The 17,018-nt window shown below is 60.9% G+C and carries 13 protein-coding genes; 2 read left to right on the top strand and 11 right to left on the bottom strand.

Translation table 11 applies throughout. The annotated features are described in order from the left end of the window. Positions 1 to 8: 8 nt before the first annotated feature. The 4 genes from QUG01_RS03530 to arsC all read right to left on the bottom strand — a co-directional run bounded on the left by QUG01_RS03530 (position 9) and on the right by arsC (position 3,735). Positions 9 to 1,157, bottom strand: coding sequence for an HlyD family secretion protein (locus QUG01_RS03530; RefSeq protein ID WP_500828912.1), 1,149 nt, complete (start codon positions 1,155 to 1,157; stop codon positions 9 to 11). Positions 1,158 to 1,170: 13 nt separating this feature from the next. Then, entirely contained in the window at positions 1,171 to 2,580 is a 1,410-nt protein-coding gene (locus tag QUG01_RS03525; protein ID WP_500828911.1) for an efflux transporter outer membrane subunit, read from the bottom strand. Between the two features lie 96 nt (positions 2,581 to 2,676). Further along, entirely contained in the window at positions 2,677 to 3,177 is a 501-nt protein-coding gene (locus QUG01_RS03520) for a MarR family transcriptional regulator (protein WP_043628033.1), read from the bottom strand. Between the two features lie 207 nt (positions 3,178 to 3,384). Continuing rightward, entirely contained in the window at positions 3,385 to 3,735 is a 351-nt protein-coding gene (gene arsC / locus QUG01_RS03515; RefSeq protein ID WP_500828910.1) for an arsenate reductase (glutaredoxin), read from the bottom strand. A 333-nt stretch (positions 3,736 to 4,068) separates the two neighbouring features. On the opposite strand from arsC, the gene QUG01_RS03510 reads away from it, so the two are divergent. Further along, positions 4,069 to 5,241, top strand: coding sequence for a multidrug effflux MFS transporter (locus QUG01_RS03510; protein ID WP_500828909.1), 1,173 nt, complete (start codon positions 4,069 to 4,071; stop codon positions 5,239 to 5,241). 34 nt (positions 5,242 to 5,275) lie between these two features. Here QUG01_RS03510 and QUG01_RS03505 read toward each other — a convergent pair whose 3' ends face one another. The 7 genes from QUG01_RS03505 to QUG01_RS03475 all read right to left on the bottom strand — a co-directional run bounded on the left by QUG01_RS03505 (position 5,276) and on the right by QUG01_RS03475 (position 14,065). Next, positions 5,276 to 6,457, bottom strand: coding sequence for a GumC family protein (locus tag QUG01_RS03505; RefSeq protein ID WP_500828908.1), 1,182 nt, complete (start codon positions 6,455 to 6,457; stop codon positions 5,276 to 5,278). Positions 6,458 to 6,480: 23 nt separating this feature from the next. Beyond that, on the bottom strand, positions 6,481 to 8,094 hold the full coding sequence (locus QUG01_RS03500; RefSeq protein ID WP_500828907.1) for an SLBB domain-containing protein: 1,614 nt from the start codon (positions 8,092 to 8,094) through the stop codon (positions 6,481 to 6,483). Positions 8,095 to 8,396: 302 nt separating this feature from the next. Continuing rightward, the gene (locus QUG01_RS03495) at positions 8,397 to 11,249 is read right to left on the bottom strand and encodes a YjbH domain-containing protein (RefSeq protein WP_500828906.1); all 2,853 of its coding nucleotides are present in this window, start codon (positions 11,247 to 11,249) and stop codon (positions 8,397 to 8,399) included. Between the two features lie 327 nt (positions 11,250 to 11,576). Continuing rightward, positions 11,577 to 11,879, bottom strand: a complete 303-nt coding sequence (locus QUG01_RS03490; protein ID WP_500828905.1) for a hypothetical protein — start codon at positions 11,877 to 11,879, stop codon at positions 11,577 to 11,579. A 147-nt stretch (positions 11,880 to 12,026) separates the two neighbouring features. Next, positions 12,027 to 12,968: a homoserine kinase gene (gene thrB, locus QUG01_RS03485; protein ID WP_500828904.1), complete on the bottom strand. Its 942-nt coding sequence runs from the start codon at positions 12,966 to 12,968 to the stop codon at positions 12,027 to 12,029. Between the two features lie 10 nt (positions 12,969 to 12,978). Next, positions 12,979 to 13,308, bottom strand: coding sequence for a DUF2782 domain-containing protein (locus QUG01_RS03480; RefSeq protein WP_500828903.1), 330 nt, complete (start codon positions 13,306 to 13,308; stop codon positions 12,979 to 12,981). A 28-nt stretch (positions 13,309 to 13,336) separates the two neighbouring features. Continuing rightward, complete coding sequence (locus QUG01_RS03475) at positions 13,337 to 14,065, bottom strand: LOG family protein (RefSeq protein WP_103321213.1); 729 nt, start codon at positions 14,063 to 14,065, stop codon at positions 13,337 to 13,339. 12 nt (positions 14,066 to 14,077) lie between these two features. Between QUG01_RS03475 and polA the strand changes: the two genes are divergently transcribed. Then, complete coding sequence (polA, locus tag QUG01_RS03470) at positions 14,078 to 16,849, top strand: DNA polymerase I (protein ID WP_500828902.1); 2,772 nt, start codon at positions 14,078 to 14,080, stop codon at positions 16,847 to 16,849. The last annotated feature ends 169 nt before the right edge of the window (positions 16,850 to 17,018 follow it).

The raw sequence follows: 17,018 nt of genomic DNA, 5'->3' as shown, positions 1-17,018 counted from the left end.
GGGCGTCCTTACTTGCCGGCATTGGCGGCCAGTAGCTCGGCCACCAGCTTGTCGGCCTGCTTCAGGTCCGGCAGCGTGCCGTTATGTTCGCTCGGGGCTTGCGCCGGCGCGGCTTCGGCCAGCGATTTGCCATCCTGGTTGCTGGTGTCCACCACCACGTCCATGGACAGGCCAACGCGCAGCGGGTGATTCTTCAGATCCTGCGGGTCCAGCGCGATGCGCACCGGCACCCGTTGCACCACTTTGATCCAGTTGCCGGTGGCGTTCTGCGGCGGCAGCAGCGAGAAGGCGCTGCCGGTGCCGGCGGCCAGACCCTGCACCTTGCCGTGGTAGGCCACCTTGCCGCCGTACAGGTCGGATTTCAGCTCCACCGGCTGGCCGACGCGGATCTTGGCCAGCTGGCCTTCCTTGAAGTTGGCGTCCACCCACAGGTTTTCCAGCGGCACCACGGCCATCAGCGGGGTGCCGGCGGCGATGCGCTGGCCCACCTGCACATTGCGGCGGGCGATGGTGCCGGAGAGCGGCGATTTGATCTGGGTGCGTTGCAGCGCCAGCCAGGCTTCCTTCAGGCGGCTGGCGGCGGCTTTCACCGCCGGCTGCTGCGCCAACGCATCCTGGCCGACCAGCGCCAGGCCGGCCTTGGCTTGTTCCTGGGCGGCGGTCAGCGAAGCCCGCGCCGCGGCGGCGGCGTCCGCCGCGTGGCCCAGTTCCTCGGCCGACATCGCCTCGCTGCCGGCCAGCTGTTTGCGGCGCTTCAGGTCGGCTTCGGCGCGGGCGAGCTCGGCCTGGCGCAGCGTTACCTGCGCGTCCAGCTGCAGGCTGTTGGCCATCAGCTGGCGCGTCTGGCGCACGGTCTGGGCGAATTCATTGCGGGCGCGCTCGAAGGCCAGTTCGGCGTCGCTGCTGTCGTAGCTGACCAGCACCTGGCCGGCCTTGACCGCCACGGTGTCGTCCACCATGACTTTGGCGACGGTGCCGCCGACTTCCGGCGTGACTTGAACCAAATGGCCGCCGACATAGGCGTCGTCGGTATTTTCCTGGTGGCTCAACACCAGGGTCCAGTAGGCGCCGTAGGCGATGGCGACGGCGGCGAATATCGTGGAGGCAACCAGCAGATTGCGTTTGCGGCTCTTCGCGGTTTCCAGTTTCTGATCCATTTGCGGTATGTCCTTAGCGGGAGGCGGGCTCGGTTTGGAAGCCGCCGCCCAAAGCGGTGTTCAGGGAGGCCCAGGCCAGACGATTGGTGGCCGCGGCATCGATGTAAGCCGATTGCTGGCTCAACTGCGAGTCTTGCGCATCCAGCAGCGACAGCTTGTTGACCAGGCCGGCGCGCAGGCGCGCAGCCATCGCGTCACTGGCCTTGCGACTGCTGGAAAGCGCGCGCTCGGCCTGCTGCAGCTGGCGCTGGCTGCTCTGCCAGCCGGAAACGCTGTCGGCGGCGTCGCGCAGCGCATCGACTACGGTCTGGTTGTATTGCTGCACGGCGATGTCGTAGCCGGCCTGTTCCTTGGCCAGGTTCGATTGCAGCTGGCCGGAGTGGAAGATCGGCAGGCTGATGGCCGGCATCAGGCCCCACAGCGCGGACTCGCTCTTCCATAGCTGATCCAGCTGCAGCGAGCTTTGTCCGGCGAAGGCGGTCAGCTTGACGTTGGGGTAGAAGGCGGCGCGGGCCTCCTTCACCGCTGCGCTCATCGCCTCCACCCGGGCGCGCTGGGCGGCGATATCGGGACGGCGGCCCAGCAGGTCGGCATTCAGGCTGTCCAAGGCCGGGGCGGGCGGCAGCGCCAGCGGCGCGGCGTCGAGGCCGGCCGCAGTTTGCGGCCCCTGGCCGCTCAGCGCCGCCAAGGCGTGGCGATTGCGTTCGATGTCGGCGTTCAGCGCGGTTTGCTGTTGTTGCAGGCGATCCATCGACACTTCGTTGCCGCGTTGATTGTCGCCCGGCAGCAGGCCGGCGTTGACGCGGGCCTGGGTCAGCGACTGGCGGCTTTCGGCGATGGCCAGACGCTGGCCGATCAGTTTGGCCTGAGCTTGATTGCGCTGTAGCTGAGTGTATTGGGCCAGCACTGCCTGCGTCAGCAGCAAGCGGGTTTGCTGCCCTTCAAAGGCGATGGCCTGCTGCTGGCCCAGCGCCGCGCTGACGGCCGCATGGTTTTTGCCCCAGAAATCGAATTCCCAGCTACCCACCAGCGCGGCGGTGTAGGCAGTCAGATGGTCTTTCTTCAGCAGCGGTTGCAGCGGATCGTAATGCAGATCAATGGCATTGGCGGTGGCGTCCAGTTGCGGGCCGTCCTTGCTCTCGACGATGCCGACGGCGGCGCGCGCCTGGCGCAGCCGCGCCGCGGCCAGTTTCAGCGACGGGGCATCCTTCAGCGTGGTTTCCACCAGGCGGTTCAGGGTGGGGTCGTTCAGCTGGCGCCACCAGTCGGCGCTGACGCTTTGCGTGCCGGGGGCGGCCAGCTGCAGTTGATCGGCGCTCAAGGCCTGGTCTGGCGTGACGTCGGGGCCGAAGCTGGCGCAGCCGCCGATTACGGCGCTGAGCAGCAGCGCCCCGGCGGCCTGTGGCCATGATTTCTTGTTCACCTTGTCGGTCTCCAATCGATGTGTGTCGGTCGCGTCATGATTTATCGCGCGATAATCACGACAGTTATTATTCGGGTAAATGAAGGCGCGTCTGGTTCAGCCGCCCAATTGGCGCAACAACTTGCGCATCAGCCGTTCCAGAATCTGTTTTTCGTCGTCGTCGAAGTCGGCCCACAATTGCTTGTGCACCTCGCGGGAGAACGGCAGCAGGCTCTCAACCAGCGCGACACCGGACGGAGTCAGCTCCAGCACGATCTTGCGCCTGTCTTCGGCGCTGGCTGAGCGGGCCGCCCAGCCGTTCTTCACCAGTTCGTCAGCGATGCGGGTGGCGTTGGTGCGCGAGGAGTCCAGCGTTTCGCTGATGTCGGACGGGTTCAACGTTTGGTTGGGGCAGGCGTACAAGGCCAGCAACGCCATCCAGACGGTTTCGTTCAAGCCGTGCTGTTTCAGGTTGTCGCACAGATGGGTGCTCAAGCGCGGCATGATGTGGAACAGCAGCCGCGTCAGGATGACTTCCTGGCGCGGCGTGCCGGGGAAGCGCGCTTCCACCCGGTTGATGGCCTGTTCGAGCTGGGAAAATGACTTGTTTGGGCTCATGTGGCGATTTTAGTAACATGAGTTACTATTTTGCAAGTGACAATACCGTGACTGACGAGATCGCCGAGCAGCTGTGGCGGAATGTACACGGACCTGTCCTGTTTGCCGCGCCAATGCAAAAAGCCCTTTCCTGACGGAAAGGGCCGTGAGTGTTAGCCAAACGGTTTGATGTTGTGGTCAGCGGGGCTGGCGATGATCCGCCCGGCTTTAGTCGCGCAGCAGATTCAATACTTGCTCCGGGGGCCGGCCGATGACGGCTTTGTTGCCGCGGACGGCGATGGGGCGTTCGATCAGGCTAGGGTTGTCCACCATTGCGGTAATCAGGTGTTTGCGCTCCAGCGTGATGTCGTCCAGGTAGAGGTCGGCGTATTCCTCTTCCTTCTTGCGCATCAGCTCGCGCGGCTCCATCCCCAGCAAGTTTAACAGCTGGTCCAGCTCTTCCGGGCTGGGAGGGTGTTTCAGGTATTCGACAATCTCGATCTCGGCGCCGGCCTCTTCCAGCAGGGCAAGCGCGGCGCGGGATTTCGAGCATTTTGGATTATGGTAGAGGCGTATCATGTGGCTTCTCCCTTGTTGTTTGGGCGGGGAGGGTATCTGCGGCATGCGGTCCAGCATAACCCGCCGGTGGTGGCTTGGGAAGGGCGGCATCGTGGCATGGATAGTCAGGAATGGCCAGTATGGATTGTTTAAACCATGAGGGTTCTCCTGGGGCTAGGCGCAATTGACAAGGCTCGTAGCGCGCTGGGGCCAAGAGGCGGCGACGCGGATGGTGCAGCCAGGCGGCGCAAGGACGGATCAGGGGTTTTGTTCGTGGCGCTTAGCCGCTAACATGTTCCAGTTAACCCTATTCGTGTCCTCATGCCCTCTTCTTCCCCACGCAAGCATTTAGGCTTGGCGGCGTTACTGGCCGCGCTGTCCACGCTTGGCCCGTTTTCCATCGACACCTTCCTGCCGGCGATGCGCGCCATCGGCGACAGCCTGGCGGCGTCGCCGCTAGAAATGCAGCAGGCTTTGACGGTTTATTTGTTCTGCTATGCCTTGATGATGCTGTGGCATGGCTCGATTTCCGACGCGGTGGGCCGCCGTCCGGTGGTACTGGCCACCACGCTGCTATTCGGCTTGGCGTCGATAGGCTGCGCGCTGTCTGAAAGCCTGGGCACGCTGCTGCTGTTTCGCGCCCTGCAGGGCCTGTGCGGCGGCGCCGGCTTGGTAGTGGGGCGCGCCATCATCCGCGACAAGCTGGATGGCGCGGCGGCGCAGCGGCTGATGTCGCAGGTGACCATGCTGTTCTCCTTGTCGCCGGCGATCGCGCCGGTGGTGGGGGGCTGGTTGTATGGCGCCTTCGGCTGGCATTCGATTTTTGTTTTCATGGGACTGATCGGCTTTGCCTTGTTTGCGCTGTCCTGGTTCTGGCTGGAGGAAACGCACCACGAGCATGCCCGCCAGCCCTTGAAAGCGCGCTATCTGCTGGCCAATTACTGGCAAGTCGGGCGCAAGCGCGATTTCCAGCTGCTGACAGCCGCGGTGTCGTTTAATTTCGCCGGTTTCTTTCTGTATATCCCGTCCGCGCCGGTGTTTCTGATGCAGCATCTGCATCTGGGGCCGACCGAGTTCCTGTGGCTGTTCGGCCCGGCGGTGTTCGGCATCATGTTTGGCGCGTTTCTGTCAGGCCGGATGGCCGGGCATTTCAGCCAGCGCGAAATCGTCAGCCGCGGCTATTTGGTGATGTTCGTCGCGGCTGCGCTGAACCTGGGCTATAACCTGGCCGCCAGCCAGATGGCCTTGCCATGGGCGGTGCTGCCGCTGGCCTTGTACACCACCGGCATGTCGCTGGCGGCGCCGTCCATCACGCTGAATCTGATGGACCAGTTTCCGTCGCTGCGCGGCACGGTGTCGTCGCTGCAGGGCTTCTGCCAGACCATGATGTCCAGCCTGGTGGCCGGCGTGCTGGCGCCGCTGGCCTGGGCCAGCCCCTTACGCTTGGCCAGCGTGATGTGCGTGTTGCTGCTGCTGGGGTTCGCGTGCCGTATGGGGTATCGCTTGCGGCAGAAGGGGAAGGCGTAAAAAAACCGGCCGCGCAAGGTGGCCGGCTGTTCGATCACTGGCTGCTCTTCAGCGCCAGCATCAGTTCGCGACGCCGTTCCCGGGAGCTGTCGCTTAGCAACATATCGCGCAGCAGGGCGCTGAGTATGCCGATGAGCAGGCCGCCAAACAAGCCAAGCATTACGATCAGGGAGCGTTTCGGTTTACTCTTGAGTTCCGGCGGCACAGCCGGGTCCAGCACCTGAATCAGCGATGAATCCTTGGCCTCGTCGATTTTCGCCATCTCATATTGCTTGGATAGCAGCTCGAAAATCGTTTCCTGATATTTGAGCTCGCGCAGCTTGCGCATGTACTCCAGGCCGCTTTGCGCGATTTTGCCGGTCGGCACGAATAGGTTGCTGTCGCTGCCCTGGCCGCTATCGAGTTTGGCCAACTGCTCATGCAAACCCGTCAACTCCTGTTGCGTCTTGATGTAGGCCGGGTTTTGCGGCGTGGCGAAGCTTTTCATCGCCTCCAGCTGCACTTCCTTGGCTGCGATGGTGGCGCGCAGCTGGGTCACGGTGGATACAATTGCCGGCAGCTGGCCTTCCGGCAGAATCATGCCGGTGCTTTCCTGAGTCTTGCGCAAAGCCATTTCTGCGGCGGACAACTGTGCCTTGGTGTCTTTCAATTGTTGTTCGAAGAACAGGCGGCGTTTGGCGGCATCAGTCACTGCCAGCGACTGGTTCAGCGCCTTCCATTCATCGACATAGGCATTGGCCAGGGTGGCGGCAAATTTCGGATCAACGTCATCGACAGCGATGCTAATCAGGCCATCTTTGCCGCTGGTGATGTTGGAAACCTGTTGCAATGATTTGCGAGTGGCATCCGCCGTGTCTTGCTCGTAGCGCTGTTGCAGTTTGAAGCGGGCAATCAATTTGTCCGCCACGGTACGGCTTTGCAGCATGCCGATATACAGGTCATTGGGATTCCTCAGCCCTGCGATGCCGCCGGCAGCCCCGGCCAGCCCGCCCAGCTGGCCTAGCATGGCGCTGATGCCGCTGCTTTGTTGCTGCGGCGGCATGATGCTGGTGGTCGCGGTAAATACGGGCTTAGCCAACAGCGCATAGGCTAGAGCCGCGCCGCCAAACAGCAAGGTGGTGCCGGCGATCCAACTGCGATATCTGTTCAACCTGAGCAGGATCGTCATCAGATCAATTTCGTCATCCGCTTGGCTGGCGTTGGTCGTGGGCGCCATCGTTTGTTTCATCTCGCCATTACTCATTTCAGCACCTTCAGACCTGCTGCGCCGAGACCGAATTGATACAGGATGGTCGTCCACTCCTTCAGCGCCTGGGTCCAGCTGCCGGTGTTCAATTCCTCCGGAACGACGATGGCGTCGCCAGGATTGATGCGCATGCCGCCCACGTTGGAGAACCAGCCGCTATTATTGTTGCTGGCAACGGTGCCATCCGCGCGCAACACATATATCGAAGACTTGTCGGCGGTCGGCGAGGCGCCGCCGGCCAGCGACAGATAGTCGTTGACGTTGCGCTGCGGACGGTAGATAAAGGCATTGGCCTGGTAGACGGCGCCCAGCACATCCACTGTGCCAGGACGTTGCGGAACGTCAATCTTGTCGCCGTCCTTGAGTTCCAGGTCCGGCAGGTCCTTGACTTCGGCCGAGCTGTCTTTCAACTCCAGCACCACGCGGCCTTGCGCCTTGATGGCGCGCATCTTGGCCGCTAGTTTGCGCTGCCCCTCCACTTCCGAGGTAACCGCGGCGATGGAGTCTTTGTCTGTCAGTTTGGCGAGGCGTGTAGTGGCGTTCTGTTCCAGGTCTTTTTCGAAGCGGGTGGCGACCTCATCCAGCTTCTGCTGCTGCATCTCGCGGATGCTTTCGCGCGTCAGCGCGGTGCCGAAGACATAGCCGTATTCGGTCACGCCGCCCAGGCGCATCAATAGCTGGCGCAGGGTTTCTCCTTTGCGCAGCTGGAAGGTGCCAGTGGTATTGGCTTCGCCGCTGACGGTGACGAATTGCTCGTCTTTCAATACGCTGACCGGCTGGGCGCTCGGTACGTTAAGCCGGAAGATGTCGCCTGCCTTGAGGCGAATTTTACTTAGCGGCTGCAAATCCTCCTGTACCTTGGCTTGTTTGACGAAGCGGTTGCTGACGTTCTTTTCGATCAACAGCTCCTTGCCCTCTGCGGCCGATTCCAGGCCGCCGGCCCAGTGCAAGAGATCAGCGCTGGTTTCGCCGGATTTGAATTCATAGATTGCCGGCGTCTTGACATCACCAAATACCGCCACGCGCGGACCCGCCGCCGGGATCTGGATCACGTCGCCATCACGCAGCGTCTGGTCTTCCGACTTGTCGCCATCGACCAGGATCGCGTACAGATCGACGGTCGCTACCTCCTTGCCGCCGCGCATCAGCTTGACCTTGCGCAAACTGCCACTGTCGCTGGGTCCGCCAGACTTCAGCATCGCATTGAGCAGGGTGCTCATCGCATTCAGGGTGTAGCTGCCGGGCTGACGGGCGTGACCCACCACGTAAATCTGTACTGAGCGGCTTTGTTGCAGGCTGACCGTCAGATCGAAATTGTTGAAGACACGGCTGACGCTTTTCTTCAGCACACCCTGCAAGTCGCGGTAACGCACGCCGGCGACGGAAATATTGCCGACGCGCGGCAGATAGATGGCGCCGTTGCGATCTACGGTCAGGGTCAGGTCGATGTCTACCATGCCCCAGCCTTTGATCTGCAACTGGTCGCCGCTGCCGATCACATAATCGGGATTGACCTGTACGCTTTGTACGGCATCGAATTTTGTCGCTGGATTCTGAAACAGGCGGCTGCCAAACAGCGGCAATATCTGGCCCGTCGATTTTCTCACGAACTCTGTGAAGGGAGGTAGTTTGGGATTGCCTTCCTTGTCTAGCAAATAGCCATGCTCATCCATGAGCGGTGTAGCTGGAGCATTGAGAGAGGCAGGCGCGAGGTTTTTGCCGGTTGTTACTGGCAGATTGTTGATGGATGGTAAGCCCATGCTATTGTCGATGTCATAGCTAGGCGCGGCTACATCCGGAGAGTTGCCAGCGGCATGGAGGCAGGCGCTGCCTAGCAGCAGGCACATGGCCAGTAATGATTTCCCAGGCATTTTCAAAATGCTCATGCTTGATTACCTACTTTTAATGCTTATTGAATAGTGACGTTGAGCTGCACCCCGACCTGCTTGGGGGTGACAACCAGATTGCTTTGATAGCGGCTATTGTCGCGTTGCGACTGCCAGAGCCAATTGCCAACAGCATAACCCAGAATGCCGCCTGCGGTGACATCGGACAACCAGTGATCGCGGCTTGCTATGCGGCCAGCCGCGCCCAGGGCGGCGACGCCATATAACCAAGGTTGATCATATTCCTTGGCGAATGGGGTGACGGTAGCGAACAAGACGGCCGAGTGGTTCGAGGTGAAGCTGCTCTGCCAACGAGATTGTCCAGCCGGCTGGCTGCGCCATGGCGCCTTGTTCTCACCAGGGCGAGCGCGGTTGATGGCGAATTTTAGCATCTCGCTGCCTGCGACCGCCACGGCGCCCGACTCCAGCGCGATCAGTCCGGTATTGCTGAGGCGGTCATCTCCGAGCGCGAAGGCGAGGCCAGACAGCGCGGCGGTGGCGATGGGCAGATCCTTGCCCAGCTTGCCCCAGTTCTTGACCAGTTTATTTTGTTGATGTTCCTTGACGGAGCGATCCACCGACTTGTCCAGCGCCGCCGCAGCGGCGACGACAACGGTCGCTAGCCCCAGTCCAGCGGCCTTGCTGTCCATGTCCAGCCACTGATTGCCGGAGTCCTCCAGGCGCAGTCGGATCATGGGCCATGGCGTATAGCTGGGTAGCGGCGGGGTGACTTGCGGCAGATTCTGTTCGTCGGCGCGCTCCGCGAAGTTGCCCAAGCCGTCATAGGCGTGGATATCGCGTTTCGGATTGCTGAGGATATCATAGAGGTCGCCCGGCGTTATCACCATTTGACCGACGTCGCGGGTCCACGGCGATAGCGAGAAGCTGCCGACGGTGCGGCTGTCGAAAGTCAGCAGGCTGTTGAGCGGGATGGCGAGAAATATCCCTTTGTCATTGTATGGTTTCGATGGGGTGCCGGGTGAGGTGATGTCATTGCCATTGGTTTTGGTATACCAGAAGCCGGCCTCGACGCCTGAGCGGAAGCGGCGCGACAGTTCGAAGCGTACGCCATCGTCCTTGGCGAGGAAACGTCCGGCGCGAACGGTAGCGGTCACCCCCATCGGCAGCTGGTAATGCAGCGATGTAATCGCCGTGACGGTTTGATAGTCGCGCTTGCCGAACCAGCCGTTGACATCTCGCTGTTGCAAGGCATCCACTGCCAGATCGACTGCCCAATTTTTGTTGAAACCGGGGTAATACAACACTTGGCCGCCGGCGCCGCGGAACATTTCTTCATAGATCCCGGCGGAGGCGCGGGCATAGACATTCGGCGCCAATGTCATGTATTGATTCAGCAGCAGGCGATTCAGCTTGGGCGTCTTGACGCGCTTGTAGTCGGCGATGTCGGAGCGAACATGCGGCAACTCGCTGTTGGAAGGTTGCTTGACGGCCGTAATGGTGTTGTACAAATCGGCACTCAGCGCGCTGTCCAGATATAGACCTTTGCTCAATCGACGCTTGTAGGTCGCTTCCGCCATGATGTCATAGTGGAAGGCGCCGCTGGGGTCGTTGAAATAGACGCCCATCTTGGGTGCCAGATGGAAGCGATTGTCTTCAGTATCGTCGCTGGTGACTTGGACCCAGTCGCCATCGCGATTGGTCAGCAGATTGACATTGATGCCCTCGCGCAGCGATTGCGCCAAAGTCTGGCTATCCAGAGGCTGCAGCTCTTCGTCGCGGCCGGGTTTGATATTGACAGTTTGCAGGAAACGCTCGCGGTTGACCTTGCCCAACAGGTAATCGTTGAGCGTGGCCATATCGTAAAAGCTGTAGGTGGCAAGCGGCTGCTCCAGTTCGGTATACACCACCTTGATTTCGCGGGTTTCCAGCGGGGCGTAATACAGCGCAGTCCGCACGGCGCGGCCGACGGCGCGGCCGACATTGGAAATGCGGCTGTTGCTCAGTTCCATCACCAATGTGTCGCGTTGCATGGCGAGGCGGATGTTCTTGAAGTCCTGATTGCCCAGTGCGGAGGCTAGCTGACGGGCATGGTCGCGATCGCCTTGCCACTGCGCAAGCGTCGGCCGGGTGGGCAGGTCGGGTCCGCCGGCGAAAAAGGCGGGTTCCTGGATCTTAGGCACAAACTCCGTGACATTCAGTGGAATATCGATATGCGCATTGATGCTGTTGTGGGTTTTCTGGCGCGCGATTTGTAGCCCTAACCAGCCCCATTGGTATTCCAGGCCAACTGCAGGGCCTTTTTTGCGTTGAACTGCAAAAGTCTGATCTGAGAATGGGTCTTTAGGGTAGTCATTGGCATCATATTCAGCCACGATAGACCAGTTAGGCAGAAAGCTGGGGGTGTAGCGCAAGCCACCGAACATGCCTTTAATACGACCAGTGCCATAACCTAAGGTGGTTTCCAGGCCAGGCAGCAGCTGCTTAGTGGCGATCAGATTTGTGCCTTTCCAGAGGCGAGTGCCCTGAATGTCAGACAGCCCAAGCGTAATCTCTGGGAACCAGCGTGACTCTTCCCATAGACGGAATTTAGTGTCGATGGCTTTATCTTTAAATCGACCGTAGCCACCACCATACTGTTGATCACTGAAGCCTGGCACTCCGGAAATGGATGTGTAGTGTCCCGAAACCTCAAGCCAGGGCAATATGGTCGTCGAGGTCCAGAGAATCCCATATGGCTTGTCATAGCCATAGCCAAAGCTGAGCGTGCCGTCTTCGCCGACGCGCGCTGACGGCATATTGATATAGCCAATCTGGCCATTTAACGATGGCTGAGCCAATGCTCCGCAGGCGAACAGCAGCGGAACCCCTTTTTGCAGCACCCCTGTTACCAGATGGTTTCTGGATTTCTTATGCATTCACACTACCCGGCTTATTTTGAATTTTGATGCGCTAGCTATGTTTCAGGGACATGGCCTTGTGATGATACTGAACTGGCAGATTTTATCTCACTGGGTCACACCAATATTATCTGAGTGACTCAGCCTAGATTAACAGGGGCTATTTCCAGTTCTATTCCCCTGTCGTTGACTTAAGAGCGTGAGGACGTGCGATACGCGCTAATCGTTTGGAGGGCTGATAGTCCAGCTCCGTCGTGATTTGATCGTAATAAAGCCAAACAGACGGAGCCTGTCCGCCTGCTTGGCTTGATAGAGTGGAGTCACGTTATCACGTGACTGCCGCTCTTAGTGGTGAGTTGCAGCAGAGTGGCTCGAGGAGGAGTTGCTGTTGCTGGATACGGCAACAGCAGCCGAAACGGCCGCGCCGATGGCGGCGATGGTGCCTACGCTCAGACCGGCTATGCCTGCCGTGGTGGCGGCAGCACCGGCTATGCCTGCCGTGGTGCCGGCAGCACCGGCTGCAGCGGCGGATGTGGTGCCGGCCGCGGAGGAGCCTGCAGCAGAAGTCGCGGCTGCTTCTCCAGCGGCGAATGCCGGCGAAGCCAGTGCGGCGGAAAGGGCGAGAACAACGATTTTCTTCAGCAGCATATTGTGTTCCTTTATGCGAAATTTAAACTCAAAAAACGGCATACAGCTTGCACTTCTCTCATATGATAAGCCAGCTAGCCGGATAATCAAGAGGGTTAGGATGACGATAGCGTGAAAATTATGCTAAGTATATCGTCCATGATCCACTTACTCCAGCCAGAATTCGGACCGACGACGATGCGCCAGCAGCAATTGGTAGAAGGCTGCCGGGTCCTTGGTGTAGGTCAGTTCGCCGCTAATTGGCTGGTATAGGTCCTGCAGCCGCGATACCCAAAAACGCAGCGCCGCCGCGCGCAGCATGACGGGCCAGCAGTCTCGCTCCGCTTGGCTCAGCGGCCTTTCCGACTGGTAGCCGGCAAGGAACGCTCGCGCCAGTTCATCATCGAGTTCTCCATCATCCCTTCGCGCCCAATCGTTGACGGCGATGGCGATGTCGTATAGCAGAATGTCATTGCAGGCGTAATAGAAGTCGATGAAGCCGCTGATGTTGTCTCCATCCAGCAAGACATTGTCGCGGAACAGATCGGCATGGATGACGCCGCTGGGCAGATGATCGAAACGGTGGCCGTCCTGGAAGTGGATTTCCTCTGCCAAGGTTTCGGCAATGTCTGTCGGCAGTTGCGCATAGAGCTGCTGCGCGGTGAGGCTCCACCAGTGCGGGCCGCGTGGGTTGTGCATTTTCCGCGGGAAAGTGGCGCCGGCCTTGTGCATCTGCGCCAGCATCTCGCCGACGGCGCGGCATTGCGCCGCCGTCGGATGGCTGACGTCGGCGCCTGTCAAGCAGCTGACCAGGCAGGCCGGCTTGCCGGCGAGCAAGGAGGCGAAGCGGTCGGAATGGTCGGCGATGGGGGCCGGGCAGGCGACGCCGTGGCGCGCCAGGTGGCTCATCAAGGACAGGTAGTACGGCAACTCGTCCAGGCGCAGCGTTTCGAACAGCGTCAACACATAGCGGCCATGCGTGGTGGTCACGAAGTAATTGGTGTTGGTGATGCCTGCCGCAATGCCCTGGAAGTCAATCAGCTGGCCCAGCGCATAGCCCTGCAGCCACTGCTGCAGGTTATCGCGGCTGACCGTGGTGTAAACCGACATGCAACCTCCGTCAGAAACGCACCAGCACCCAGCGCGGGATGACGATGCGGTTGGCCGGGTCCACCTGTTTCATGGTGCCGGAGCCATTGTCGTCGACCAGATAATAGGGCACGCCGTGCGCCGGCGTGACCTTGACCATGTACAGCTGGCCGTTCAGCCGATATTCCTCGATTTTTTCATCGCCTTTTTGGATCAGGCGCACTTCCGGCTCCGGTTCGGCGGCGTTTTGCGGGCTGATCACCGGCGGCGGCGGCACCACGGCCTTGGCCGGCGCGGATGCGTCGGCGGCGAAGGCCGGGGCCAGCGGCAGGAGTAGGAGCAGGGCGATGAGGCGGCGCATGGAGTTTCCTTGTATTTGAGTGTGGCGATTATAGGTTGAGCAACTGTTCGCGTTCTTCCGGCAACGCTTCGAAGCCGCGGGTTTCGTAATGTTTGAAAATGGTGTCGACGATTTGTTGCGGGTCATCTATCAGCTGGATCAGGTTCAGGTCGTCCGGATTGATCATGCCCTCGCTGACCAGGCGGTCCTTCACCCAGTCCAGCAGGCCAGCCCAGAACTCGTGGCAGCACAGGATGATGGGGATCTTGCGGCTCTTGCCGGTCTGGATCAATGTCAGCGCCTCGAACATTTCGTCCAGGGTGCCAAAGCCGCCGGGCATCACCACGTAGGCGATGGCGTGCTTGACGAACATCACCTTGCGGCTGAAGAAGTGGTTGAACTTGACCGACAGATCCTGGTACTCGTTGGGTTTCTGCTCGTGCGGCAGCACGATGTTGAGCGCAACGGACGGGCTTCTGCCGTAGAATGCGCCTTTGTTGGCGGCCTCCATGATGCCTGGGCCGCCGCCGGATATCACCGAGAAGCCGGAGTCGGACAGACGCCGCGCCACTTCCTCGGTCAATTTGTAGTATTTGTGATCGCGCGGCGTGCGCGCGCTGCCAAATATGCTCACTGCCGGAGTGATGCCTTGCAGTTCCTCGGCCGACTCGACAAACTCCGACAGGATCTTCATCACGTGCCAGGCTTCGCGCGAACGGAAGCGCTGCATCATGGCGTGACGGTCGCTGGTCTGCGGTAACTTATCGGACAAGCTCATATTCTGCCTCTTATGAAAACATTGTTATTGATCGACGGCTCTTCTTATTTGTACCGCGCCTTTCACGCGATGCCCGATTTACGCTCTCCGGATGGCCGCCCGGTGGGGGCTGTCTATGGCATGGTGAACATGCTCAGGCGGCTGGAGAAGGAGGTTGAATTCGATTATAGCGCCTGCGTCTTCGACGCGAAGGGCAAGACTTTCCGCGACGACCTGTACCCCGAATACAAGGCCAATCGCCCGTCCATGCCGGAGGAGCTTGCCTCCCAGATTACGGCGGTACACGACGTGGTGCAAGCCTCCGGCTGGCCGATGCTGGTGGTGCCGGGCGTGGAAGCGGACGACGTGATCGGCACCCTGGCGCGCGCCGCGGCGGCGGCGGGCATGAAGGTGATCGTCTCCACCGGCGACAAGGACATGGCGCAGCTGGTGACGCCGGATATCACCTTGGTCAACACCATGACCAACGAGCTGCTGGACGAGGCCGGCGTGAAGGAGAAGTTCGGCGTGCCGCCGAGTCTGATCATTGATTACCTGACCCTGATTGGCGATAAGGTCGACAACGTGCCCGGCGTGGACAAGTGCGGCCCGAAGACCGCGGTGAAGTGGTTGGAGGAGTACGGCAGCCTGGACGCCATCATCGCCCAGGCCGACAGCGTCGGCGGCAAGGTGGGCGAAAACCTGCGCGCCGCGCTGGACTGGCTGCCCATGGGCAAGCGCCTGATCACCATCGATTGCGCGGTCGATTTAAGCAAGGATCTGCCGCACGGACTGCCGGGCCTGCAGCATGGCCAGAAGGACAAGCCGCGGCTGGCCGAGCTGTTCCAGGACCTGGGCTTCCGCACTTTCTACCGCGAGGTGACCGAGGGCGCGGAGATGCCGGCCGTGGTCCAGCGCAGTGAGGAGGCTCCCGCCGCGCAAAGCGATCTGTTTGGCGCGGACGAGCCTGTCGCGGCGCAGCCGCAACCGGGCAATGTCGAGCGCCATTACGAAACCATCCTGACCGAGGCGCAACTGGATGCCTGGCTGGCCAAGCTGACGGCGGCCAAGGTGACCTCGTTCGACACCGAAACCACCAGCCTCGATCCGATGCAGGCGCGCATCGTCGGCGTCAGCTTCTCAGTGGAGGCGGGCAAAGCCGCCTATCTGCCGCTGGCCCACCATTACGCTGGCGCGCCGGAGCAATTGCCGGTGGATGCCGCCCTGGCCAAGCTCAAGCCCTGGCTGGAAGATGCCGGCAAAAAGAAATGCGGTCAGAACCTGAAGTACGACTGCCATGTGCTGGCCAATCATGGCATCGCGCTGCGCGGCATCGTCGACGACTCGATGCTGGCCTCCTACGTGCTGGAGAGCCACCAGCGCCACAATATGGATGACCTGGCGCACCGGCATCTGGGCGAGAACACCGTCAGCTACGAGGACATCTGCGGCAAGGGTGCCAAGCAGATCGGCTTTGCCGAAGTGGATGTCGCCATCGCCGCCAATTACGCGGCTGAGGACGCCGATATCACGCTGCGCTTGAACCAGTTCTTCGCCGGCGAGCTTCGCGGCGATCTGGAAAAAGTCTACCGCGATATCGAGCTGCCGGTGGCCGAGGTGCTGTTCAAGATGGAACGCCACGGCGTGCTGATCGACCGCGACAAGTTGAATGCCCAGAGCCACCAGCTGGGCAGCCAGATGCTGCAGCTGGAACAGCAGGCGTATGAGCTGGCCGGCCAGCCTTTCAACTTGAACTCGCCCAAGCAGCTGCAGGAAATTCTGTTCGGCAAGCTGGCCATCTCCACCAAGGGCGTCAAGAAAACGCCGAGCGGCGGTTTCTCTACCGATGAGTCGGTGCTGGAGCAACTGGCGCTGGACCACCCCTTGCCCAAGCGCATTCTGGAGTATCGAGGCCTGGCCAAGCTGAAGTCCACTTACACCGATAAATTGCCGACGCTGATTTATCCACAGACCGGCCGCGTGCACACGACTTATGCACAGGCAGTGGCGATTACCGGCCGGCTGTCCAGCAACGATCCCAATCTGCAGAACATCCCGGTGCGCACCGCCGAGGGGCGCCGCGTGCGCGAAGCCTTCATCGCTCCGCCTGGTTGGCAGATCGTCTCGGCCGACTATTCGCAGATCGAGTTGCGCATCATGGCGCATCTGTCCGACGACGAGGGCATGCTGAAGGCTTTCGCCAGCGGCGAGGACATCCACCGCGCCACGGCTGCGGAAGTGTTCGGCGTCGACTTGTCCGCTGTCACATCCGACCAGCGCCGCGCGGCCAAGGCGATCAACTTCGGCCTGATCTACGGCATGAGCGCGTTTGGACTGGCCGCCCAGCTCGACATCGAGCGCAGCGCCGCCCAGCAGTACATCGACCGCTACTTCATGCGCTACCCGGGCGTGGCCGAGTATATGCAGACCACGCGCGAGAAAGCGCGCGAGCAGGGTTACGTCGAAACCGTGTTCGGCCGCCGGCTGTATCTGCCGGACATCAAACTGTCCAACCCCGCCCGTCGCGCCGGCGCCGAACGCGCGGCGATCAACGCGCCGATGCAGGGCACGGCCGCCGATCTGATCAAGCTGGCGATGATCGCGGTACAAAATTGGCTGGAGCGCGACGGCCTCTCCAGCAAGCTGATCATGCAGGTGCACGACGAACTGGTGCTGGAAGTGCCGCAGGCCGAGCTCGACTTGGTCAAGCAGAAGCTGCCGGCCATCATGGCTGGCGTGGCTGAGCTGAAAGTGCCGCTGCTGGCCGAAGTGGGCGCCGGCGACAGCTGGGAAGCCGCGCACTGATTCGTTTGTGAACCGTCCCATTCAACGGCGCCTTGGGGCGCCGTTTTCGCATCCGCCGCTTGGCACCTGAACTAAGGTCTGGGCCAGGCATCGCAGGCTCCGGCTTTTGGACAGGCGGAGCTTGGTTGCCGCGGCGAGATTTTCCAGACTGGAAACTCTTGAATGGCGA

This window comes from Chromobacterium sp. CCUG 76385 (genome assembly GCF_059916625.1).
Note: the sequence above shows the minus strand (reverse complement) of the source record. Positions and strands in the feature narration are given on the sequence as shown.

What these genes read in the sequence shown, in the direction of transcription:
- QUG01_RS03530 (WP_500828912.1), bottom strand. Translation starts at nt 1,157, where the DNA reads ATGGATCAGAAACTGGAAACCGCGAAGAGCCGCAAACGCAATCTGCTG.
- QUG01_RS03520 (WP_043628033.1), bottom strand. Translation starts at nt 3,177, where the DNA reads ATGAGCCCAAACAAGTCATTTTCCCAGCTCGAACAGGCCATCAACCGG.
- arsC (WP_500828910.1), bottom strand. Translation starts at nt 3,735, where the DNA reads ATGATACGCCTCTACCATAATCCAAAATGCTCGAAATCCCGCGCCGCG.
- QUG01_RS03505 (WP_500828908.1), bottom strand. Translation starts at nt 6,457, where the DNA reads ATGGCGCCCACGACCAACGCCAGCCAAGCGGATGACGAAATTGATCTG.
- QUG01_RS03495 (WP_500828906.1), bottom strand. Translation starts at nt 11,249, where the DNA reads ATGCATAAGAAATCCAGAAACCATCTGGTAACAGGGGTGCTGCAAAAA.
- QUG01_RS03490 (WP_500828905.1), bottom strand. Translation starts at nt 11,879, where the DNA reads ATGCTGCTGAAGAAAATCGTTGTTCTCGCCCTTTCCGCCGCACTGGCT.
- thrB (WP_500828904.1), bottom strand. Translation starts at nt 12,968, where the DNA reads ATGTCGGTTTACACCACGGTCAGCCGCGATAACCTGCAGCAGTGGCTG.
- QUG01_RS03480 (WP_500828903.1), bottom strand. Translation starts at nt 13,308, where the DNA reads ATGCGCCGCCTCATCGCCCTGCTCCTACTCCTGCCGCTGGCCCCGGCC.
- QUG01_RS03475 (WP_103321213.1), bottom strand. Translation starts at nt 14,065, where the DNA reads ATGAGCTTGTCCGATAAGTTACCGCAGACCAGCGACCGTCACGCCATG.
- polA (WP_500828902.1), top strand. Translation starts at nt 14,078, where the DNA reads ATGAAAACATTGTTATTGATCGACGGCTCTTCTTATTTGTACCGCGCC.